Source organism: Nonlabens sp. Ci31, assembly GCF_012974865.1.
Taxonomy (GTDB): domain Bacteria; phylum Bacteroidota; class Bacteroidia; order Flavobacteriales; family Flavobacteriaceae; genus Nonlabens.
In genome coordinates this window covers 3,633,400-3,657,085 of the sequence record NZ_CP043633.1, presented here as the reverse complement: position 1 = coordinate 3,657,085, position 23,686 = coordinate 3,633,400, and the positions used below count along the sequence as shown (strand labels likewise).

General features: G+C 34.8%; 22 protein-coding genes. 10 read left to right on the top strand and 12 right to left on the bottom strand.

Annotation, left to right across the window (positions count from 1 at the left end):
* Positions 1-100: 100 nt before the first annotated feature.
* Positions 101-949: an IS30 family transposase gene (locus tag F0365_RS16090; RefSeq protein WP_169934639.1), complete on the bottom strand. Its 849-nt coding sequence runs from the start codon at positions 947-949 to the stop codon at positions 101-103.
* Positions 950-1,093: 144 nt separating this feature from the next.
* Here F0365_RS16090 and F0365_RS16085 point away from each other — a divergent pair, with 144 nt between their 5' ends.
* Entirely contained in the window at positions 1,094-2,014 is a 921-nt protein-coding gene (locus tag F0365_RS16085) for a hypothetical protein (protein WP_169934638.1), read from the top strand.
* Positions 2,015-2,231: 217 nt separating this feature from the next.
* Here the strand turns inward: F0365_RS16085 and F0365_RS16080 are convergent, their stop codons facing one another.
* Positions 2,232-2,570 (bottom strand): single-stranded DNA-binding protein, encoded by a 339-nt coding sequence (locus tag F0365_RS16080; protein ID WP_169934637.1) that lies wholly within the window; start codon positions 2,568-2,570, stop codon positions 2,232-2,234.
* A gap of 482 nt (positions 2,571-3,052) precedes the next feature.
* On the opposite strand from F0365_RS16080, the gene F0365_RS16075 reads away from it, so the two are divergent.
* Positions 3,053-4,507, top strand: coding sequence for a transporter substrate-binding domain-containing protein (locus tag F0365_RS16075; RefSeq protein WP_169934636.1), 1,455 nt, complete (start codon positions 3,053-3,055; stop codon positions 4,505-4,507).
* A 285-nt stretch (positions 4,508-4,792) separates the two neighbouring features.
* Here the strand turns inward: F0365_RS16075 and F0365_RS16070 are convergent, their stop codons facing one another.
* Positions 4,793-5,728, bottom strand: coding sequence for a mechanosensitive ion channel family protein (locus tag F0365_RS16070; protein WP_169934635.1), 936 nt, complete (start codon positions 5,726-5,728; stop codon positions 4,793-4,795).
* A 1,657-nt stretch (positions 5,729-7,385) separates the two neighbouring features.
* Here F0365_RS16070 and F0365_RS16065 point away from each other — a divergent pair.
* Positions 7,386-8,003, top strand: a complete 618-nt coding sequence (locus tag F0365_RS16065) for a hypothetical protein (protein ID WP_169934634.1) — start codon at positions 7,386-7,388, stop codon at positions 8,001-8,003.
* Positions 8,004-8,104: 101 nt separating this feature from the next.
* Here the strand turns inward: F0365_RS16065 and F0365_RS16060 are convergent, their stop codons facing one another.
* The 3 genes from F0365_RS16060 to F0365_RS16050 form a co-directional block, all read right to left on the bottom strand.
* On the bottom strand, positions 8,105-10,255 hold the full coding sequence (locus tag F0365_RS16060; RefSeq protein WP_169934633.1) for a response regulator: 2,151 nt from the start codon (positions 10,253-10,255) through the stop codon (positions 8,105-8,107).
* 258 nt (positions 10,256-10,513) lie between these two features.
* Positions 10,514-11,797, bottom strand: coding sequence for a DEAD/DEAH box helicase (locus F0365_RS16055; RefSeq protein WP_169934632.1), 1,284 nt, complete (start codon positions 11,795-11,797; stop codon positions 10,514-10,516).
* 154 nt (positions 11,798-11,951) lie between these two features.
* Positions 11,952-12,368: a hypothetical protein gene (locus F0365_RS16050; RefSeq protein ID WP_169934631.1), complete on the bottom strand. Its 417-nt coding sequence runs from the start codon at positions 12,366-12,368 to the stop codon at positions 11,952-11,954.
* Positions 12,369-12,459: 91 nt separating this feature from the next.
* Here F0365_RS16050 and F0365_RS16045 point away from each other — a divergent pair, with 91 nt between their 5' ends.
* The 5 genes from F0365_RS16045 (at position 12,460) to rplT (ending at position 16,424) form a co-directional block, all read left to right on the top strand.
* The gene (locus tag F0365_RS16045) at positions 12,460-12,609 is read left to right on the top strand and encodes a hypothetical protein (RefSeq protein WP_169934630.1); all 150 of its coding nucleotides are present in this window, start codon (positions 12,460-12,462) and stop codon (positions 12,607-12,609) included.
* A 209-nt stretch (positions 12,610-12,818) separates the two neighbouring features.
* A complete protein-coding gene (gene thrS, locus F0365_RS16040; RefSeq protein WP_169934629.1) occupies positions 12,819-14,765 on the top strand; it encodes a threonine--tRNA ligase in 1,947 nt (648 codons plus the stop codon).
* 55 nt (positions 14,766-14,820) lie between these two features.
* A complete protein-coding gene (gene infC, locus F0365_RS16035) occupies positions 14,821-15,333 on the top strand; it encodes a translation initiation factor IF-3 (RefSeq protein WP_262889046.1) in 513 nt (170 codons plus the stop codon).
* A 441-nt stretch (positions 15,334-15,774) separates the two neighbouring features.
* On the top strand, positions 15,775-15,972 hold the full coding sequence (gene rpmI, locus F0365_RS16030) for a 50S ribosomal protein L35 (RefSeq protein ID WP_169934628.1): 198 nt from the start codon (positions 15,775-15,777) through the stop codon (positions 15,970-15,972).
* A 107-nt stretch (positions 15,973-16,079) separates the two neighbouring features.
* Entirely contained in the window at positions 16,080-16,424 is a 345-nt protein-coding gene (rplT, locus tag F0365_RS16025) for a 50S ribosomal protein L20 (RefSeq protein ID WP_169934627.1), read from the top strand.
* Between the two features lie 197 nt (positions 16,425-16,621).
* On the opposite strand, the gene F0365_RS16020 is transcribed toward rplT, so the two are convergent.
* A complete protein-coding gene (locus tag F0365_RS16020; protein WP_169934626.1) occupies positions 16,622-17,620 on the bottom strand; it encodes a DUF6588 family protein in 999 nt (332 codons plus the stop codon).
* A 240-nt stretch (positions 17,621-17,860) separates the two neighbouring features.
* Here F0365_RS16020 and F0365_RS16015 point away from each other — a divergent pair, with 240 nt between their 5' ends.
* Positions 17,861-18,541, top strand: coding sequence for a class I SAM-dependent methyltransferase (locus F0365_RS16015; protein WP_169934625.1), 681 nt, complete (start codon positions 17,861-17,863; stop codon positions 18,539-18,541).
* A 17-nt stretch (positions 18,542-18,558) separates the two neighbouring features.
* Here the strand turns inward: F0365_RS16015 and F0365_RS16010 are convergent, their stop codons facing one another.
* Positions 18,559-19,071: a DUF4442 domain-containing protein gene (locus tag F0365_RS16010; RefSeq protein ID WP_240961746.1), complete on the bottom strand. Its 513-nt coding sequence runs from the start codon at positions 19,069-19,071 to the stop codon at positions 18,559-18,561.
* A gap of 409 nt (positions 19,072-19,480) precedes the next feature.
* Between F0365_RS16010 and F0365_RS16005 the strand changes: the two genes are divergently transcribed.
* Positions 19,481-19,936 (top strand): hypothetical protein, encoded by a 456-nt coding sequence (locus F0365_RS16005; RefSeq protein WP_240961739.1) that lies wholly within the window; start codon positions 19,481-19,483, stop codon positions 19,934-19,936.
* A gap of 247 nt (positions 19,937-20,183) precedes the next feature.
* On the opposite strand, the gene F0365_RS16000 is transcribed toward F0365_RS16005, so the two are convergent.
* From F0365_RS16000 to F0365_RS15985, 4 genes are all read right to left on the bottom strand, one after another.
* Positions 20,184-21,473: an ectonucleotide pyrophosphatase/phosphodiesterase gene (locus tag F0365_RS16000; protein ID WP_169934623.1), complete on the bottom strand. Its 1,290-nt coding sequence runs from the start codon at positions 21,471-21,473 to the stop codon at positions 20,184-20,186.
* A 297-nt stretch (positions 21,474-21,770) separates the two neighbouring features.
* Complete coding sequence (locus F0365_RS15995; RefSeq protein WP_169934622.1) at positions 21,771-21,959, bottom strand: hypothetical protein; 189 nt, start codon at positions 21,957-21,959, stop codon at positions 21,771-21,773.
* Positions 21,960-22,486: 527 nt separating this feature from the next.
* Positions 22,487-22,858: a hypothetical protein gene (locus F0365_RS15990; protein WP_169934621.1), complete on the bottom strand. Its 372-nt coding sequence runs from the start codon at positions 22,856-22,858 to the stop codon at positions 22,487-22,489.
* Between the two features lie 286 nt (positions 22,859-23,144).
* Complete coding sequence (locus tag F0365_RS15985) at positions 23,145-23,471, bottom strand: DMT family transporter (protein ID WP_169934620.1); 327 nt, start codon at positions 23,469-23,471, stop codon at positions 23,145-23,147.
* Positions 23,472-23,686: the final 215 nt, after the last annotated feature.

Below are 23,686 nucleotides of genomic sequence, written 5' to 3'. Positions count from 1 at the left end.
AGAGTTCTAATAGGTCGTTAATTTAGTAATCTTTCAACTTCTTTTATTTCTTTATTCGGGACTTTTCTCAGGTCTGTTTTCTTCGGAATGAATCTCCTTATTACACTATTCTGTTTTCTACTGTTCCTTTGTCCTGTAACGTATAGGGCCTTGTAAAATAAGTTTTGGCATTTAAAAGCTCACCTTTCTTTTGATGCTTTGCAAACTCTTTTCCGTTACCAAAGGTAATTGTCTTTATCCAGGACGAACTGAAGTTGGTAAGTCTTTCTTCCATTTTTTCATATACCTCTTGTGCTTCCTTTCCTTTGAGTTTTTCCAAGATCGTTACCAAGGTGGTTCTATCTGTCATTACCAATAGAGCTAATTTGTGTCCACTTCCCATCATCGGGTCAACCTCAATGTCTCCAACGCGTTCTCGATGGTCTACAACATCAGGACGCTCTTCAATTCCCACACGGCCTTTTATGGCTCCTCTTTTATTATTGGTATTCCCTCTCTTCTGCCTTCGGCTGCCATGCCTGAGGCTCTTATAAAGTTTGGAGTACTTTAATTTTGCTTTCTTCTTACTTTTCTTGACATCCCAGATCCACTGATATATAGTTTCGTGGCTCACGCATATCTCACCTTCCAGTTCTAAACGTTTGCTGATGAGCACGGGACTCCATTTCTCAAAGCAAAGCAATCCAGCAATGCGCTCTTTCATCACTTCTGTCAAAAGTACCTGTTTGGGCTTGCATTTATGACGGGAGACCGCAGGTCTCTGTGCGTTTTTAGCAACATAGTTACCGGCTGTTCTTCCACGCTTGGCACTGTTTCTGTCCAGCTCTCTGTAAATAATTGTTGGATAGACTCCTATAATATCAGCAATTTCTATTTTACCAATTTCTGCTTTTAATAATGTTTGTATTTGATATCTTTGGTTTCTGGTTAATTGTTTGTATTCATGCAAGACTAATATAATAATTGATCCTAAAACTCATGGGGCTTGCCCCAAGAGTTTTAAATATTAGTGTCGCACTTATTACTTGAACTTAGAATTCATATAAATGGAAGATTATTAAGTTTTGTTTGAAGTGAACAACCGAAAACAAACATGTCTTTTAAAATACCTATGCATAAAAATCATTTCCCGAGTATTTCTCAATTCGCAATTTCCAAAGTTTTTTTAGTTATAGTTTTTACGGTCTTTTCTTTAGTGAGTTGCAAAGAAATAAAGAAAGCAGAAATTGATTTAGAACTATTTGAAGCGGAAGATCTTGCTTTAGCGATAGAGAATAGCCTGAATTCTTATTCTTCTGATAGTTTAAGAGGTTTGTTTAGTCCTGCACTGTTTGCTAGAAGGTTAGGTAGCGATTTTAAGCAAAGACCAAAAATGGAAAGACAGTATTTATATAGCATATTTAATAGTCTATATATACAAAATATGGAAACCTATGTGGAAGAAGCAAAGTTAGCTGGTCTAGAGTTTTTACTATTTGACGTTCATATGAATAATGAGGTTTACCGACTAAATTATTTGGTTACCACAAAAGAATCAGAAAACCTGATCAATTATATGGTGTTATATGTGAGAAAAGATAGGGTAGGAGATTTAAAAGTAGCGAATATGTATAGTGTTCAGAAAGGTTTTAGTTTAGCTCAGACCATTAAAGAATTTATTGATATTACGGAAGCAGATAGTCGTGCTAATATTAAAGCAGAGATCGCAAATCAGTATCGAGAAGAAGCTTTTTATGCATCTTCTTTGGGTAATTATGAGAAGGCTTATGATTTAATGAAACAAATAGATTCTAAATATTTGAACACATCAAATTTTGCTTATTACAAAGTGATTTTATCTTCAAAGGTTTCTGATAGTCTTTATAGAAGTGAATTGGAGTGGATAAGAGCTTTGACTTCAAATGAATCGAGCAAACAATTTTATGACTGTATGATTCAATACATTAATGACAAGGATGACGAGAATGCCATAGAATGTCAGGAAAAGATCCAAGAGATCTTAGTGAATTATTAGTTACTTAATTCATTCTTTCTATCATTAGGATGGTTTCATAAGATTCCTTTTAATTGCTTAGACCACTATCTAGCAAAATAGGCCTTAAAATAAACCTCATATAAAAAGCTTATCTATTTCTAAATTCTTTAAAAATAGATAAGCTTTTGAGTTTATATGTTGTGACTCGTTTAATGATATGCTAGACAATTTGCTTACACAAATTTCCAAAACTTCACTAAGCCTTGCCGCCTAGCAGCAATACTTGATCACAAACAACTTCTGTGGTGTATTGCTTCTCACCCTCTTTATCTTCCCATTGTCTGGTGACTAGTTTCCCTTCTACGCCTATTTTATTTCCTTTCTTGACATACTCAGAAATGATGTTTGCCGTAGCATTAAAGGCTACGATGCGATGCCATTGCGTGTCTGTTACTTTCTCACCTAGCTTGTTGGTATAACGGTCTGAGGTGGCAAGTGAAAACTTTACTAGTTTCTTGTCATTGTTTAAATTTACGATTTCTGGATCCTGTCCTAGGTGTCCGATTAACTGTACTCTGTTGCTTAGATTGCTCATAATAAATTAGTTTGTATGGGTTAAAAAAAATGTTATTGCCATCATTTGTTTTTGATGACAGTGCAAAGATGTGACAGTATCAAAGCTACAACCGTATGTTAACCGTTTATTTACGTTTACTTACGTTTGTAACTGATTACTATTTAAAAAGGGCAGATGGATAAAGGAGTTTGCAGATTCAAATTTTCTAAAGTATTTTGAACTATTCATTCTAGGACAGCCTATAAACTACTTATTGAAATTACTGAGGGGTTCATTTGAAGTATCATAAAGGTCTTGTCTTCTTAAAGATTGATGTTGGAGATGGAAACAGACCAGCTTTAAATAAAAAAACAATCTTAGTATCAGATAATTTTTGCTCACTGCAAGAGGAGAAAAAAGACCGCTTTTTGAAGTGATTCTACTTGTTCTTAAATGGTCAAGTTGTTAATGTTTTTGATTAATTCTTGCATAGCACCCTCATTTCTTTGTATTTTTTGGCTATGAATGTAAAAATAAAGGCTTTTTTTATCGCTATTGTCATTGTTCTTTCGAGTTGTTCTCAAGGTGATAAAAGATCAAAAGAGGCAGATAAAGATCCAATACCGTACAAGATAAGTAAAGATTTAGATGCCATAAAAGAAGATGGTGTACTGCACGCCATAACCATATATAGTTCTACCAGTTATTTTTTGTATAAAGGGCGGCCAATGGGTTTTGAGTACGAGTTGTTATCTCGCTTAGCCGAAGACTTAGGCTTGGAATTAAAAATTACGGTAGCCAAAGATATTAATGATCTGTTTGATATGCTGAACAATGGCGATGGTGATTTAATTGCTTATGGGTTAACGATAACCGAGCCTAGACAAAACTTAGTAAGCTTTACAGAAAATCATTACGTAACACACCAAGCTTTAGTTCAGAGGATGCCAGATAATTGGCGTTCGTTGCCAGGTTATAAAATTGAAAAGGAGGTCATTTCTAACACGTTAGAATTGATTAATGATACCGTATGGGTGAGAGAAAACACCTCCTATTCTGAAAGGCTTAAGAATCTGCAGGAAGAGATAGGCGCTGAAATTCCGATAGAGCATATTGAAGGAAATATACCTACAGATGAAATTATTAGAATGGTGGTGAACGGTGAAATTGACAGAACAGTTGCCGATTACAATATAGCATCTATTAATAAAACCTATTATCCGATACTTCATATAGATACTAGAATTTCGTTTTCTCAACGCATCGCATGGGCAGTTCGGCAGAATTCGCCTGAATTACTTCAAGCGATAAACAAATGGATTGCCAAGGAGAAGAGGAAAGATGATTATTATGTTATTTACAATAAATACTTTAAAAACACCAAATCCTATAGAGGTAGGATACAAAGTGATTTTTACAGTAAAAATGGGAATAAGATTAGTAAATATGACGCTATTATTAAAAAAAATGCAGCGATCATAGGATGGGACTGGCGCTTCCTTTGTTCCCAAGTTTATCAAGAATCAAGGTTTGACCCTAAAGCAGAGTCTTGGGCTGGTGCCGGAGGACTCATACAATTGATGCCAGATACGGCAAAAGAAGTTGGCGTTACCAATAGTTTTAACCCAGAACAAAATATTCGTGGAGGTGTCAAGTATTTGGATAAAATGCGTGATAAGTTTGATGATGTAGACGATCCTGTCCAAAAGATGAAATTTACTTTAGCTGCCTTTAATTGCGGTGCAGGCCACGTTTTTGATGCGATGCGACTTACAGAAAAAAATGGTAAAAATCCGAATGTTTGGGACCAAAATGTGGAAGAGTACATGTTGAAATTGGCAGACAAGAAATACTATTTGGACGATGTGGTCAGATATGGTTTTGTTAGAGGAGCAGAGCCGTATCATTATGTAAGAGATATCTTTCTGCGCTTTGAGCACTATAAACAATTTATAGATCAAGGGAAACCTATTTAAATCACTGCAGAACGAGTACTATATAAAATAGAGGAAGATGACTTTACATTTGTCTTTTCAGAATTCTTATGTAAAAACTTTTGACCTATTGGAATGGCGTATTTTCCAAAGTTATTTAAGATATTTTCATCCAACCGGGCGAGCAGCTGAGGTAGGTTAGTAAGCACAGGTGTTTTTGGTACATACCAAAGGGTCTTGTTTTTTATTGTGCTTAAGTTTTACAGGCTATAGGCTAGGCATAGAAGAGAAAAGAAAGGACTAGGTTGTTATATGCAATAGAACAAACTAGCCTTCCTTAACAGTACTATCATCTAAATGAATACGCGTTCTCGGTAAACTTTCTGGGTAATTTTTCTGTATAAATTCAATCATTTTTTCACGAACATGAACCCGCAAGTCCCATGTAGTGGGGGAGTTTTTTGCGCTTACTAAAATTCGTATTTCTACTGATCTTTCCTTAGCATCAGTCACCTGTAATACATTTACTTGTTTGTCCCAAAGAGTGGTGTTTTCTAATATTCTAGTTAATTCTTTTCTGAGCTCCTCAAAAGAAACACGATAATCGGTATGTAAGAAGACAGTACCGACAATATCGGCAGAAGTTCTGGTCCAGTTTTGAAAAGGCTTTTCTAAAAAGTAAGTGGAAGGCAAAACCAGTCTTCTTTTATCCCAAAGACGAATCACCACATAGGTCAAATTGATTTCTTCAATCCAACCCCATTCGTTTTCTACAAATACAGCATCTTCTATACGGAATGGTTGCGTAAACGCTATTTGTATCCCCGCTAGCAATGCACCCACTACTTTTTGAGCTGATAAACCAATGAAAATACCAGCTAAACCTGCTGATGCAAAAATTCCATATCCGATTTTTTTAATGCTATCAAAGGAGATCAATATAAAACCAATAGCAAGCAGAGCAATGACAAAAATGATGATCTTTTCGAGCAGGTTGATTTGCGTGTATATTTTTCTAGCTTTAAGGTTGTCTTCTGCTGAAATATCAAAGCGATTTAAAAATATTCTTTTTAACTTTCTCAAGAAAATAATAAGTAGCCAAGCAAAACAAATAATTAAAAAGTTTTGTTTTTGAGGTGCTAAAAGGGAGCTTTTATAATCTTCAAACCCAGAAAGACTCGTGGTGCTTTTTACAATCCCTTCCATATTGAAAAAGAAAAGGATCAGTAAAACACAAATTATAAGTTGAACATATCTTTTCATAAAAAGAAGGTTTAATTATTTTTCACTAAACTATTTGTTTTTCAAGGGAGAAGCAAATAAAACAATCGCAAATCAAATTCCGCTTTGTTGCAGTTGATAAAAAATAAAAGAAAGAAAGATGGTCATTAATAGGAACAAAGTGAACAACAGGTTAAAGACTACTTGTTTAAAGCCATTTGAAAATGTCAACATACTTTTGGGAGGTATTCCTTTTAGGGAAGACAGTGTATAGAAAAACAGAAAACGTATCCACATATCAATGAAAGTAAACAGGTAAATTCAAAAGGGGTTTCTTGAATGATGGTGATGATCTTCATGTAACATAAATCAAATACAGCACAACTTAAAAAGTTTAGAAAACTAAAATTCCTAGAAGCGATTAGGTTTTGGAAGATTAAAGTTAAACTGGAATGTTTTGATTGTTTATAATAACAAGTTATATAAGTGCTATACATTTATGAACGATCAAAGCGCTAAGACTTAAAAACACGGCAACCATTTATAAAAGAAAAGCGGCAAGAAATAAACATCTGGAAAACGGGTAAAAAAGAATTCTTAGAAATACTCCAATTGCTTAAAATTGCTGCTGAAAATCTGCCGTCTCGCGTTATGGACTAATGGGCTTACTGGCTGATTCCAACTAAAGAATGACAAGAATGGGCGAGATATGGTTTCCATAATGGCAAATTATTTTTCATCACCTTTCCTACACAAATCATAGGAATGTACCGATTATGTACAGAAGATTTGTTGTGTTGGGGAAAGCAAGATACTGCTGCTTATTACATTTATTCTTTTGTGATTCACCTATAATATAAGGGATTTCAATTAGGTCGTTATACTATTTAATTGTTCACTGAAGAAGCGCTAAAAAACAACACCTCTATATGAAGACTGGAAGGCAATTATTCTAATGTAGGTTTGTGCCAGTATTATTTAAATCAGGGCTTTAGAAAGGTAGTAGTGAAGCAGATGCTACTTTTTTTGAATAGTTTTTTTGAAAAAAGCTTAGAAAAGTAGCATTTGCAACAACTAAAAAAATCACCTTAAATAAAACCTATAGCCATTTTTTTTACGGGAGATGCTTTTAAGATCAACTCAAGAAGAAGCTATTACAGTTGTTGAAAACGACTTAGAAATTGTAGTTGATCGTCCTGATAAACAAATTGTTATTTTATTAAGAGAATGAAATCAAGGCAAATAACAGGGTCATCATTAAATCATCAAAAGGGCTTTTTCTTAAACAGATTTTTTGATGATCATAATGTTTAATAATCCAATTGAGGTCATCACCTTAAAAGCCAAAACCTTCTTTTTGAGTATTATTGTGCTCATAAACTAATAATGTTAGTTTTCTTCAAGACTAGAGAATTGTCCTTATTTTGGTTTTACCATTTGGTAAAGCGTAAAAAGAGAAGTAGCAATTATATCATTTAATTCTACACCACATTTATTTAAATTGCTGATGGTTAAATTGATACAGATATTATGTTTCTTCGATTTAAATTGCTTATTAGTATGCTATAAGGTTATATTTCAAATCATTAATAAAAAAATAATCGACGAATGACCTTTTTTTTGTATAATTGAGTATAAAATTGAAATGTTTACTTTTTGTCAAACATATTTCGTTTAAATTCAAGTAAACTTTAAACGCATGAAAATTACTACGATACCTTTGGCTTTGTTATTTAGTTCTTTTGCTTTTGCTCAGGTGGGAATCAATACTGCTGATCCTCAAGCAGAGCTCGATGTCAATGGAAGTCTTATTGTGAGATCTTTGAATACCGATCACACAACAAGAAGTGCTGTTAGACTAGTAGGTGTGGATGCTGCTGGAAGAATGGTTCCCGTAGCTATGGGGGAAGACGTCGAGCTTGAGGATAATAAGGTAGTCGCAAAGAAACAAAGATTACAATTTGGTGACCTACCATCGCTTATTATTCCTGGGAATGGCAGGATTGATGATTTAGACATCGTTATTTTACCTGGAGAGCCAAATCACGGTAAATCTATTATTAGGTTAGTGCACCCTAGTCCAGGTTCAAGTGGTCGTAATCAAATAACTATTTCGGGAATCAAATCGGCGCCAGATGGAACTCAAATATGGTTATACCCTACAGAAGGCGACTTAGTATTATTGGCTTTAAATGCCAATTCAAGCACAGAAAATCAAATTCAAAATAATATACGTTTGCGATGTAGTCAATATGAAATGATACAGTTGGTTTATGATAGAACTACTTCAAAGTGGGTTGTTATGAACTACCATTGATAATTAGCTGTCTCATCAGTAATTTTTAAATTTGTGAATAGAAGTTTAAAAGTGATCTTTCTTATCCTTTAGGGAAAATTTGACATTTGAATAACGAGCATCTACTTTATGAGTTTTAATAAACTGTGCTGAAAGTATTCCATTTTAAATGGTTTAATAATATAATCATTCATAGCGCTATCTTTTATACGCTCTTTAACTTCTCGTTGTTCTGCTGCAGTGAGCGCTATGATAGGAGTAATTTGATCAAATTCCCTGATCTTCTTTGCTGCTTCAAAACCATCTATGCCGGGTGGCATGTTAATATCCATTAAAATAAGATCGTAACTTACTGTTTGTGCTTTCTTTATCGCTTCTATGGCATCGTAGGCGGTATCTACTTCAATTTTTAAATTTTCCAGCATTTTACGAGTGACTACCTGATTTATTTTGTTGTCTTCAACTACCAGTATTTTCTTTCCTTCTAATAAGCTAAGGTTCCCAGTTATTTGTAAAATATTTTCTTCTATAGATTTTTCTTTTGCTAGCTCATAGCAGAATACAAATCTTACTTCTGTTCCTTTGCCAAGATCACTTATCAGGTCAAGTTTGGAATTATGCAATTCGATAATGCTCCTGGAAATGGGTAATCCTAAACCGGTACCTTCATTTTCGTGATGATGTTCTATAAATGCTGCCTCTTCAAAAATAGCTACTTGCCTATCTTTGGCGATTCCTATTCCATTATCTTTTACCATAAATAAGATACAGCACTCCAAATCACTTAGTGATTTAAGCGTCACTTCAAGTGTGATTTTTCCGTCTTCTGTAAATTTGCCTGCATTACTTAAAAGGTTGATAAGTACTTGAGATAATCTAGAAGAGTCTCCCACCACTTTTTCTGGTATAGCTTCATCTATGCAAAGTTGGTTTGCATTACCGTTATTTTGCGAAATATAGCGAGCAGAATCCATAGCATAATTACAGACTTGCCGGATATTAATAATATCTTTTTTCAAAAGATCGTCTTTCACCCTGTTTATTTTGTTCATTTCTAGAACATTATTGATCAATGAAAGTAGGTAGTCTGCACTGTATTTTAAAGATCTTATGTTATCAGAATTGACCGCTTCCTTTTTATCACTTACCATCAGATTAGAAATCCCTATGATTCCATACATAGGCGTTCGTAATTCATGACTAATTCTAGAGAATAAAGCATCTTTAGACATTCTTAATCGATCACTCTTTTCTTTAGCTACAGCCAGTAAATAGTTGTTGTTTTTTAAATCTATCAGAAGCTTTTTTCGTTTGTGTTGATTTCGAAAGAGAAAAAGTGTGAGAATACTCAAAAACACTAATGCGATAGCACCGGATATTAAGATGGTATTCCTTGTTGCTCGTTCTCTTGTTATTTCATTTTCATATTGCGTAGTTATAAGCTCTTGCTCCATTTGTTCTACATTAAACTTAGCCACCGCATTTTCCACAGCTGCTATATTATCCAGCTTGTATTTTTCTTCATTCAGACTGTTGTATTGCTTTAATAATTCATTTGCTTTCTTATAATCACCTTTTCTCTCTTCAGTTAAAGCGTAATACTCGTATATTTCAAGTAAAATTTCCGTAAAATCTGATTCTTTGGCATAATCAATGCCTTGATCAAAGTCCTCTGTAGCTTTTTTATAGTCACCTACAGCATAAGAAAGTTTTCCTGAAAGAGATTTTTGACTTGCTTTATAGGCAGTAGCTAAGTCGCTTACATAGGTATTAGTATTTGAAATGAAAGCAGCTGCCTGATTTGGTAAATTCAGCTCCAAATAAGATTCTCCTACATTATAATTTAAAAGAAATAAATAAACAGGTTGGTTAAATTGCTCCGCTAGCGGTAATACTTTTGTATAATTTTTAATTGCTTTTTCATATTGTTTACTAATAGCATAAACATTACCCAAGTCAATTGATGCGATAATAATTTTTTCTAGATCGTTAGCTTTTTGTGCTTTTAAAAGAGATTTCTCAAAAATCTTCTGAGAGGCTATCGTATCTCCGCGTTGTAATAGAGAATTACCAATTAAGCTCGAAGCTGCAATTTCATTTTTGGAAGAACCGATCTCTTCAGACAAGTGAAGAAGTAAATTCCCTTTTTCAATAGCGTTTTTATAATCTTTATCGTAGTAATGGCTCCTTACTACCTTTAGTAAACTATCTAATTCCAGCTGCTTTTTAGAAATAGGAGGCTTATTTCCTAATTTTGCATCTTGTGCTGGCAAAAAAAGAATATTAAAACAAATAAATAAAAGAGCTATACAACTGGTCAGTCTTGTCGTCATTTATAAGTGTTAAATGAATAATTGGAGAAGATACTGTTTTCTCACTTCTTAAAGTTACGTTAAAATTAAAAAGTTTAGCAAGTTTACTAAGGATAAAGTACTGATCTGCTGATTTTATATATAAAAAAAGCCTTTTATCCATAGATAAAAGGCTTTTAGATGTGTATACATTATTTTTGATCCTGTTTAAGAGCAAGACTACCTACTGCGATTGCGGTTATTGTTGCGATTCCCTCCACTACTTCTGGAAGAACTGTTACCACCACCACTTTTAGGTTTATTGCTTCTTCCTTGAGAACGACCTCCACCACCTTGTTTTTTCAAACTTGGCTCTGCCGCATCTTCCATCTTGAATTCAAACTCGTGCACTTCCACAACAGGAATACTTGTTCTGATCAACTTCTCGATGTCTTTTAAGAAAGGACGTTCTTCTAACATACAAAAAGAAACGGCAAGACCGCTTGCTCCAGCTCTACCTGTCCTTCCTATTCGGTGTACATAAGATTCTGGCACGTTAGGTAAATCATAGTTGACTACATAGTTCAATTCATCAATATCAATACCACGAGCAGCAATATCTGTTGCTATAAGTGCGTGAAGATCTCCATCTTTAAATTGCTGCAAAGCTCTTTGTCGCGCAGCCTGAGATTTATTCCCATGAATAGCGGCGCTTTTAATACCAGCTTTATCTAGATCTTTAACAATCTTGTTTGCTCCATGCTTAGTTCTAGAAAAAACTAAGGTAGCATCATTCAACTCATTACTTAATAAATCGATCAAGAGCTTGGTCTTGTTCATTTTATTAACGTGGTAAATGCGCTGTTCTACTTTTTCTGCAGTTGTTTTTTCGGGCTCTATAGTTACTCTAGCGGGATTTCCTAAAATCTCGTTAGAGAGTTTTACGATGGCGCTGGGCATGGTAGCACTAAAAAATAGCGACTGTCTTTTTTGAGGTAAAAGCTTTAACAGCTTCTTGATATCGTGGATAAAACCCATGTCTAGCATCTGGTCTGCCTCATCTAGCACAAAATGCTCGACATGATCAAGAGAGATGTAACGTTGATTGATTAAATCCAGTAATCTTCCTGGAGTAGCAACTAGTACATCTATTCCTTGATGCAACGCATACACTTGAGAAGTTTGCTTCACTCCACCAAAGATGACCGTATTCTTAATATCGGTGTATTTTGCGTAGGCTGAAAAATTCTCCCCTATTTGAATGGCCAGTTCTCTGGTAGGAGTAACCACTAATGTTTTGATACGCCTTTTGCCTTTTGGCGGCTGGCGGTTGTATAAATCTTGAACGATGGGAATGGAAAATGCGGCAGTTTTACCGGTTCCAGTCTGTGCACAGCCTAATAAATCTTTTCCTTCTAATAGTACTGGAATGGCTTGTGCTTGTATAGGTGTAGGACGTTCATATCCTTGGTCTTGCAAAGCTCGCAAGATGGGTTCTACTAACCCTAATTCTTTAAATGTCATGTATTCAATTAAGCTGCAAAGGTAAGCTATTACAAGAGTTTAAGTGTATAAGTGTGTTTTTCTTAACGATTGGTTGTTTTAGATCTTGTTGTTTGGTGTTTGTTCCGCTTTCGCGAAAGCGGAATTCCAACCAGTATGCGACCTGACACAAGCCTTATTGAATGGTTAATGTATACAACCTGCTGGTACTGTCCTTACAAAGGGTATCTCCATCTTCAAATGGGCCATCATTTTCATCGTAATAAAGTATCGCGGCTTCTACATGGAGGTATACTTCTAAGTTAAAACGACCAGATTCTTGAGGCGTTCCATAAATAAAGAGCTCACGACCTTCAGACTCATAATCCATCCCGCGAGGCAATCCACGTACTGAAAAATAATAGTAGTAGTTGTTATCTTGTGGATCATTGTTAATTTCAGCATTTAAACTGTCCTCATAATAAACGTTAGAAAAACCTGTGACAAAAACACGCTGATTGAGTTGTGGTCCATTATTGATGATACAGTCCGTCCAGGAATCGCAATTGGTCAAAATTAGAACAGCTGCTGTAAGAAGTAATAGCTTTTTCATAATAAGGTTTTAAAGACATTATCAAAGTGCGCGCCATTTATCCTGTAAAGTTTTTTCTTTTATTTGTTTGTTTCAGTGGAAAGCGTCCAGAATGATTAAAATATCAAATCTGAAATTAAAAATTAAAGTTTTTATTTCTGCTCCATTAGGAGGTGGAGAACGCAAATATCAATTAATGACAAAACATTTTTCTGTTCAAAATGGAAGGTATCTTTATCGTTATAAAGAATTAAAAGCCTGATCACAAGAGGGGAAATAGCATGCTATTTCAACATATAAAAGCTCTAGCTTTCCGTCTAGTGTTTCTTCTAAAGGTGGAAGTAATACTTATTTGAAGTTCCATTAATTTATCAAGATCTAAAAGCTACTTAAAAACGTCTAAAACTGTTTGATTAATTAAGGGTGATTTTATATAAAGGTTTTACCTTTACCGATTCATATTTTGTAGCTATGATTAAAATCACTTTGCCCGACGGCAGTATCAAAGAAATGGAAAGCGGTACCACTCCTATGGATGTCGCTATGAGTATATCACACGGACTTGCCCGTAGTGTGATCAGCGCTAGTTTTAACGGTAAAAAAGTAGAAACCAAAACACCTCTAAAAGAAGATGGTAGCTTGGTTCTTTTTACGTTTAGCAATCCTGAAGGGAAAGAGGCTTTCTGGCATTCTACCTCTCACCTTATGGCACAAGCTATAGAGGAATTGTTTCCTGGAGTAAGTCTGACCATAGGACCTGCAATTGATAATGGATTCTATTACGATATAGATTTTAAAGAGCATTCTATTTCTGAGACTGATATCCCTAAAATAGAGGCTCGCATGTTAGAAATAGCACGGGGAAAACATGAGTTTACGATGCGCAGTGTCTCTAAAACTGATGCGATAAAATTCTATAAGGATCAAAACAATCCATTTAAAGTAGAGCTGATAGAAAACCTAACGGATGGTGAGATCACTTTTTGTGATCAGGATACGTTTACAGATTTATGTCGCGGTGGTCATGTTCCTAATACAGGAATTATCAAGGCAGTAAAAATAATGAGTATAGCCGGTGCTTACTGGCGTGGAGATGAAAATAATCCACAACTTACTCGTTTGTACGGTACTTCTTTTCCTAAGCAAAAGGACTTAAAAGAATACCTGGAATTACTAGAAGAAGCAAAAAAACGTGATCATAGAAAATTAGGTAAAGAATTACAGTTGTTTACTTTTTCTCAACGAGTAGGTCAAGGACTTCCTTTATGGTTGCCTAAAGGTGCCGCTCTGCGCGAGCGATTAGAGAATTTCCTAAAAGCAGCTCAGAAAAAAGCGGGTTATGAAATGGTGGTGACTCCACATATAGGTTCTAAGGAATTGTATGTGACGTCTGGTCATTATGAAAAGTACGGAGCAGATTCTTTCCAGCCTATAAAAACGCCTAACGATGATGAAGAGTTTTTATTGAAGCCGATGAACTGCCCACATCACTGTGAAATTTATAAAAGTGCACAGTGGTCGTATAGAGATTTACCGAAGCGTTTTGCAGAATTTGGTACGGTTTATAGATACGAGCAAAGTGGTGAACTTCATGGATTGACACGTGTACGCGGATTTACTCAGGATGATGCGCATATTTTCTGTATGCCAGAACAATTAGATAAAGAATTTAAAGCAGTTATAGACCTCGTCATGTATGTTTTCGGTTCATTAGGATTTGAAAACTTTACCGCGCAGGTGAGTATTCGTGACCCCAAAAAGCCAGAAAAATATATTGGGGATGTTAAGAATTGGGAAATTGCAGAAAATGCAATTATTAGCGCTGCAAATGATAAAGGTCTCAATTATGTGATTGAAGAAGGTGAAGCTGCCTTTTATGGTCCTAAATTAGACTTTATGGTCAAGGATGCCCTAGGTAGAAGCTGGCAATTGGGTACTATACAGGTAGATTACAATTTACCAGAACGTTTTGATTTGCTGTATAAGGGTGCTGATAATGAGTCACATAGACCAGTAATGATACATCGTGCGCCTTTTGGTAGTATGGAACGTTTTATTGCCATATTATTAGAACATACCGGTGGGAATTTCCCGCTATGGTTGATGCCTGAGCAGTGTGCTATCTTATCTCTCAGTGAGAAATACGAAAATTATGCTAAACAAGTAGCAAATTTGTTAGAAATTAACGAAATTCGCACAACAGTTGACAACCGTGCAGAAACCATGGGTAAAAAAATCCGTGAGGCAGAGATGAACAAATTGCCGTATATGCTTATCGTAGGTGAGCAGGAAGAAAAAGAAGGCACTATTTCTGTAAGAAAACATGGTGGAGAGGATCTGGGAAGTATGAGTGTTGCAGCTTTTGCAGAACTTGTTCAAAAAGAAATCTCTGAAACTATAAAAACATTTGAAGTTTAATTAAAATTATATAGTCATAGCAATACGTAGACGCAGAAGCCGTGGTCCGGCTCGAATTATCAAGGAAGACAAGCACGCAATCAATGAAAAGATACGTGCCAGAGAAGTACGCCTAGTAGGCGATGGAGAACCTCGTGTTATGGATACACGTGAAGCTCTTAAAGAAGCACAAGAGAAAGAACTTGACCTGGTTGAGATTTCTCCTAATGCTGACCCACCTGTGGCAAAAATCATGGACTATAAGAAATTTGTCTATGAACAAAAAAAGCGTGAGAAAGTAATCAAGCAAAATGCTAGTAAGGTTGTTATCAAGGAAATCCGTTTCGGACCCAATACAGATGACCATGATTACGAATTCAAAAGAAAGCATGGTGAGAAGTTCCTTAAAGAAGGGTCTAAATTAAAAGCCTACGTGTTCTTTAAAGGTCGTTCCATTATTTATAAAGATCAAGGAGAAATCTTATTGTTGAGATTGGCTCAAGATTTAGAAGAGTTAGGTAAAGTAGAACAAATGCCTAAAATGGAAGGTAAACGTATGAATATGTTTATCGCTCCTAAGAAAAAGTAAGTTACTCCCATAAGTGCAGCCTTTAAGTAGGCATCATTAATCATGTCTAGCAAAAAGTACTTAAAGGATAAATAGAAAAGACTGTCTCTATAAAGAGACAGTCTTTTTTATGGTCAAAAGAAAAGAGTTAAGAACCTGCTCTGCAGCTAGGCAATAGCTGTTAATTCTTAAAATTAAACGGTGTAAGTTAAAGCATACACAGTCTTAAGTATAGGTGCCGCTTTTAATTCTTATGATCCAAAGAATAAGGAGGAATAAAGTGTCGATTTATAATACAGTTTCCAAATAAAAACCTATTTTTGCACTCCTTAATAAAGAACCTTAGTTGGTGTTTTGATTTGTTGTTTTTAGAGTCTGTTTTTAATAGCTTCTATACAGAACGGAATCAAGTAATTAGAAAGGTTTAAAATAAGGAATGCGAGAATTAAAAAAAAGGAAATTATGCCTAAAATGAAAACAAAATCTAGTGCTAAGAAGCGTTTTAAGCTTACTGGTACTGGAAAGATCAAAAGAAAACACGCTTTTAAAAGTCATATCCTGACTAAAAAGAGTAAGAAACGTAAACTAGCTTTGACTCACGATACAGTAGTGCACAAAGCAGATGTACCTAATATCAAGTTACAATTACGTCTTAAGTAAGACCACATTGTAAACCTTGATGGTTTATTAATTCACAAAATAACCCAATAGTAGTGCACAATAAAAGAATCTAGAAATGGATCGCCTGCTGTTAAAAAATTAAAATTATGCCTAGATCAGTAAATGCCGTAGCTCGTAGAGCTCGTAGAAAAAAAGTCCTCAAGCAGGCAAAAGGTTACTTCGGACGTCGTAAAAACGTATGGACAGTAGCAAAGAATGCAGTAGATAAAGCAATGGTTTATTCTTATCGCGATAGAAGAAATAAGAAAAGATCATTTCGTAGATTATGGATCACGCGTATCAACGCTGGTTCTCGTATGCACGGTATGAGTTACTCTGTATTTATGGGAGCTGTAAAAAAGAACAATATCGAGTTAAATCGTAAAGTTCTTGCAGATCTTGCTATGAATCATCCAGAAGCTTTTACAGCAGTAGTAAATAAAGTAAAATAATTTAGGTTTAACAACCTCTCGCAAATAGAAAATCCCCATCAGCAATGATGGGGATTTTTTTATGGGTATACGCTTAAATAATGTCTGGATTAAAATAGTAAGGATCTTTTACAGAAATGTTGATAAGGTTTCAGTACACTGCTTGCCGGCAGGCATAGCGAGAAAACGGAATTACTATTAAAATTACGCAATAAGGATTAATAGATGCTATAAACGGCACTTAAGTTTAAATTAACAAACTGTCCTGCACTTAACTGTGTATTCAAATTCCATTTAGGGGTGAGTTGATAGGCTGTTCCTAGATCTACCTTAAAAGAATGTTTGGTCTCGCTAAGAGTGGTAAGCACGTTATTAAAAAGGTCAAAGAACAAACTGCGTTCCCCAGTAAGGCTGTAATCTACCCAACTTGTATTATAGTTGAGAGCGGTAGAAAAAGTCCACTTTTTATAATCCTTACTCGCTACAAGGCCAGCATTAATAGAATGAAAATCGATAAGCGACCCATCGATTATTGCGAGCGGCGCTCCGCCATCTGATGGTTCTAGATCTAGCGGCTCGTCATATTGAAGATTAAGATCAGTCCTGTTATAATTAGCATAAAAAGCAATCTCCAAACTGCGTTTTTCTTTGAAGAAATACTGGGACAAATTATGTTTTAGTCCAACTCCATAGACGGCATAACTCGACTTCCCTAAGGTAATTTGAGGAACAACTCTTAAGGTAATTTCCGTTTCTTGCCATAGTCCTATCTGTCCTTGCACGTATGGAAAAGCAAAGAAATCAGTGTTTAATCCAGAAAAAGCTTGAAACTCATAGGTTTCCCCATCAATATCAAAATCAAAAAAAGTACGACCGCGACCACCTAGAGTCGTCGGAATAGACGCCTGATCTCCATCTCGTATAGCTACATTGATAAAATCTGAATCGCTTACCGTAAAATTCTTTTTGTTTGCGGGAAAAGGTAAACCGCTTATTCCTATGGAGATATTTGTTTTAAATTTATCTAAGGATTTTGCGGTATGAAACCATCCAGCACCTGTTTGCATGACGCTAGCTTCTGCGGCAGGATCGTTAAATCCATCGAGAATAAATAGTATATCAGTCAGTACATTTTCTACATCGTTATTTTGTGCTATGGTATTTTGAAAACCAAAAAAAGAGACGGTAAATCCTACTAGTAAGTAATGCTTTTTCATAAAAGTGCTAATTGTCAAATGTACAAATGATAATTGATATTTATCAAAGGTGTTTTTTTGCTATAAAAAGAGGTGTATTATTGGTTCAATTATTTTCTTAGATTCCTCAGTTGTGTTAGCCCTCCATACTATCTTTTTTTAAATGGGTTGTCATGTGGATGATTTTTTTTCCATGACAAGATATAGATTTGTTGGTATGCATCATTGATTTATAGCTTATCTTGATCTTATAAAAGAGGTATGAATAATAGGGATAGTGAAAAGCAAAGAATTAAGAAACCTTGGCCTACTAAGGCTGCTATGGAGCAGATTTATGAGAAGGGATTATGGGGAACGACTACTACTGCTCCTTATTATTCTGGAAGTGGATCACATCATCCATATATAGTAGACCCTTATATAAATACAGTCGCCTTGTTTTTGACATCTTTTCAAGATCCTATTTCCGTTTGCGATTTGGGTTGTGGGGATTTTAATATAGGCAAACAATTAGTACAACATACAAAGAACTATATAGGTGTTGATGTGGCTTCCAATGTGATAGCACACAATAAAAAGATGTTCCAAAAAGAAAATTTAAAATTTTATTGCCTAGATCTTGCAGTTGACCGTTTACCTGCAGCAGACTGTGCTTTACTAAGACAAGTATTACAACACCTATCTAATTCCGAAATTCAAAGTATCCTAGATCAGTTAAGAGCTTATAAATATGTCATGCTAACCGAGCATTTACCTGAAGGAGACTTTATACCTAACAAGGATATCACTTCAGGTCAAGGTATTAGACTTAAAAAACAAAGCGGATTAAACGTATTAGAAGCGCCGTTTTATTTTAAGGTAAAAGACGTACAACAACTACTTTCTACTAGATTAGAAAAAGGGAAAGGAGTTCTAGTGACAACGCTTTATAAAGTTTATTAAAGCTGAATGTTTTTTGCTCACGGCTCTATTGATGTTCTATCTTGGTTTTTTCTTTTCCTCTTATAGAATTCTTTGTTTGCAACATAGATTGTTTTTTCTATTTCGCAATATACTTTAGCACCGCTTTTGTTGGTCATTTGCACCATTTTAACGATTTCAATTTCGTTATCACGCTTCACTAGTTCTTCGATTTGTTCAAGCTCATTTTCTGAGTATAGAAATTCTGCGTATAAGTTTTCTTTAGCGGGTTTCTTAAATTTAATGTTAGCTGCCTTGTCCCAAACTACATAATGATCTCCAATAAGATTGATCAATTGAAACATAGGTATCGGATCTACGGAAGCATATATACTACCACCAAATATGGAGTTCATATAGTTTTTATTCCTCCAGCTGATAGGTAATTTCATTTTTACATGCAATAAATCAGGTGATACGTCGATTATTTTAGCGGTACTTTTTCTGTACATCGGTGACCAGTTTAATCCATATTTAAAAAGGGTGGCTTTAGATAAGAATCTAGTACCCAATGAGTACAATTTGTAATAAGTCAATTTATATTTTTTAGTTATTAGGTCGCGCTGTGAATATAAGAGCAATTTAATAATTTGTTTTATGATCACTGCTACCTCTGGCATAGGAATGGGATAAAAACACTTCGAATTATTTTTTATATCTGTATGATATCAAATTTTTATATCTGATAATGACCTTAATAATTTATTTATGGTAGTAAAATATGCTAATAGGGCTACGTATATTCATTCCAATAGGCACACTTTTAGACAATATTAAAAATTAAATAGCAGGTATTATAAAATTAAAGTGCTGTTTTATATATGATTACCTTATTTTTTGTAAAATTTTATTTTGTGGAATGGGATATTTAAGTCTTGAGTTGTTTTAATAGTAGAATTACTAATTTAAAAATTTAAAATTATGTTTCAAATCAAAATGTTAAAGAATTTATTCATAGCGGCTTTCGCCGTTACATGTTTGAATCTTGCTAGCTGTAGTGACGATGATGTCCCGCAGGTGGCTGAAATTAGTGTAAACGGTTCGGTTTTAATAGGCAGCGACGATGACTTCGTTGGAGATATTAATGGTGACTTTACCGGCACTAGGGGGAGTTCAAGCAGAACCTTTATGTGGCAAAATTCACTAAATACAGCAGATTATAATGCTGATATTACAGCTACTTCTGAGGGAACATTTCAAATGCAGGTATTTGATGCAACTGGGAATATGGTATTAAACAGGTCCTTAAGTGGAGCATCTGAACCTGATACCTTTTCAGGTGTAACCTCATCAGGTACACCAGGGAATTGGTCGATCACCATCACACTAACCTTATTTAATGGAGACGGAAGTTTTTCATTAAGTGAAGGAAATTAAAAGGCAAGTAAATGTTCTTGCCCTAAATAATCCCTATACACTTATAACGGATTATATTTATAACTTTAAGCTTAAGGATGCCAGCATCCTTAAGCTTTTTTTATTTTTTAAGCAGTGCTTATGCTAGCTTTTGAATCGATCCCGGCGCATTTATTTTCTTAAAATAGGGCTTAGGGTCACCATTGTTTGGCCCCGATTTTTATAAACCTTTGATGCTTCTAAAGGATACCATTCACTTTATAGAACATTAATCAGTTTTTAAAACACTTTTTATTTGGTCTAAATCTCCGTCAATATCTTTTGGAATGTCCAGTCCTAATATCCTACACATTAACGGGTATATATGAATATTTTTTACTGCTGGTATCTCGTAATTATTTTTAAAAGCAGGACCATTCGCATAGAAGATACCATGCATATCTTTGTATTTGGTATCAAAGCCGTGTACACCTATAGTTGTTATGTTTTTCTCAATTCTTGCTGCTATACTTTTTTTAGTCGAAAAATAATAGCCAGAATTAGGCACTAGTTGGAAGGAACCCCAGTCTTTATTAGTTGGTATTTTTTCAAAACCAGGAGTGTCTTTAGTTTTATAGATTTTAAAATGATTTTCTTTTTGTTTTAAATCTTTAAACAAAGAGTTGGTATCGACATTTTTTTTTGGATGAATATTTACAATGGAGCCGTTATTAATGGTTAAAAACAAGCTGTCGTTTTGAATGTCATCTATTGGTATAAGGTTCTTGACAGGTTGATTTGCCATGCCGTGATCTGAAACGATGATGATGTTCACAGGCAGTCCTGTTGCTATTACACCATTAAATAGATCGCCTAAGTTTTTATCTAAAGCCAGTAGTTTGTCTTTTAGCTTCTCCTCATTGGACGGACTAAAATTATGACCTGCATCATCCATATCACTAAAGTACATAGTAATTAAATGGGGTCTATTTTCAGCTGGCATCTTCAACCATTTTACGGCTTGAGCAACACGATCTTCATTTTTTATACTACCATCGTATTTATAGTAATAGGTAGGTGTCATTCCTTGAATGTTTGCTTCTGTACCCACAAAGAAGTAACTGGCCGTCACCATCGATGCTTTATTTGCTTCTATCCATATGGGAGAACCTCCGTAAAAACTGCCGTCTTCGGCCATTTTTCGATTCCGAATGTTATAAGTAGCCTCTTTTTTATAGCTGTAGAAAATATTGCCTATGATACCATGTTTATCTGGGTACATACCCGTTGCAATGCTATAGTGATTCGGAAAGGTCTTAGAAGGATAGGAGGGTATTAATGATTTTGCTTCAACACCTTTGGAAATAAAATTGATCAAGTTGGGAGGCCTATATTTATCTACATAATCCCAACGAAAACCATCTAGGGAAATCAATATAACATAGGGTTTTTTAAGAGCCGATTCCGAATTTAAAGTAGTTGCTTTTTTTGTAGTGGGTGATAACTTGCTGCTGCAGGAGACAAGACTGAGCATTCCTGCGATAGCAATTAATGTAATGATCCTATTTTGCTTTGTCATTTTTGTAATGGTTTATACGAAGTTGCTAGAACTAGTAGTGATGAGCAAGCAAGAGGCACTTTTGCTTATTTATCGGCATCTATTCAAAGCCTTTTGTTCTTTTAAGTAAAATCCTCAAGATTTTACAACTTGATAAAAGTACATTAACCATTCGGTTTAGCCCTAAAGTTTACAAATTGTGTTTAGGTTTATGTTTTACATTTTTTAATTATACCTCAAAGAAAAAGGCTATTTAGATTGCCTAAATAGCCTTTTTACTTTTTGTTATTTACTACTCTTTATGTAGTGCATAGAAAGTTATTCGATTTCTCGGAGATCTCCTGGTCTCGGGGATTTGAATACATCCATTCCCTCTTTCCTGTGTTCCACAACTTGTTCACTTATAAATTCACGGAACTCCTTATTGCTCTGACCATCCTGTTTGGAAAATTCAGCTACAGTCTTGGTAATCCCTCTTGTCTTGGTATTTAAAAATGTTGTACTCATAATATGATTGTTTTTGATATTCTCTGACAGAATAGAGGTTTAATACCGAAACCTTATTAATACTGTCTTAAAATCAGAATATGAATGTTAATCCCTGAGATACTCTTTTGAGTTTTTTACATAAGGGGCACTTTTTTAAAACCTGTAAAGTAGTGTATAAGGGGTGAATGACATTAATGTTCTTTTCATAAATATCATTTACACCCCATATTTTTAGCTGGTATTGGATAGCGTTTAAAGTTTTCTATGGACTCTTATGTTCATCACAAAAGAAAAGTACACCAGCCTTTCTGTAAGATATAATAGTTTTGTTTTATGGACTCCTTTGGTCTTGCCAGTTTGTTATTGCTGCTGGATTATGATTTTTTTAATTAAAACGGGTTTCATATTTTGAATTTGAATGAAATAAATCACTTCTTGATTCCAGATGTATTCAATAATCCAGCTTTTATCTTTTGTAAGCACCCATGTTTCAGGATTAGAAAAGAACGTTAAAGGTTGAGATACTAATGCTTCAACCGAAATTTCTATCTCAGGATCACCAGCATCACAACAACTGTAAGTAGGCTGTCTTTGGTTTGTATGGTTAGGAATTGCTCTCTTATTTTAGCTATACACAAATGATCTGAATCACAATATTCAGATGGATCATTTGGATTTGTAGCATCCACATCTATTTGATAATGATATAAGCCATTGTATCCGTCTCTTTTGCGTAAAGGTATATTTTTACCGATCCAATCTAAATGTTGATTCTCATAATATATCTTGTAATTATATTTCTGATGATCTAAATAATCCAGTTGAAGCGAAATCCGTTTTCGCAATGTTTTTAATCGTTCTTCTTTTTGCAGAAGCAGTCTTTGCTTTTTCAGTCGTTCTATTTTCTCCTTATCCATTATTGTTTTTTCTGCAAAATGATGATACCAACCTATTATTTGTCAGTTGAGTTTTTTGACGCCACTTGTTTCTAAATGCACCAAGCGGCTGGTTGATTCAAATTAGGCGATTACGAAGTATCTCTTTTTCGAACGTAGCTGGGAGTCTTACACGAAGTAAGAGCCTTTATTTTAACAACATCATCCTTTTTTACATAAATCGTTGGATACACTACTTTAACTGAGCCTAATGATCAGCGCCCTTTTTGATGCTAAGGTTTATCTAGTTTATTCTAATACTATTTTTTTAATTGGAGACTATTTTTAATCCTACTACCGAAGCTATTAACGTAGAAATAAAAAATAGTCGCCAAAATGTAGTAGGTTCTTTAAATATTAGAATTCCTAATAGCACTGTCCCAACGGCACCTATTCCTGTCCACACAGCGTAAGCAGTCCCAATTGGTAATTCGCGAGTTGCCTTTACAAGTAATATCATACTGATTGATAAACATACTAAAAAACCAATGTACCAGTAATTTGCTTCAGTGCCTGTAGTTTCTTTTGCTTTTCCAAGACAAGCAGCAAAAGCTACCTCAAAGAGTCCTGCTATAATTAATATCATCCAATTCATAGTCAATTTTTGGTTTATCTGATTTGTTGCATATAATTTTCTTCGCATTCTTGGATTCTTGTATTAAGGGTAATGCCTCCTTATAGGAGACCTAGCATGCAAATAGACGCTAACTTTCCGGGTGATACACCAACCAAATTTAAAAATCTACAGGTCTTCACAAACACGCAATAACTTTTGATTAAGGGTTTAATTGCCATATTTTATAAACATTG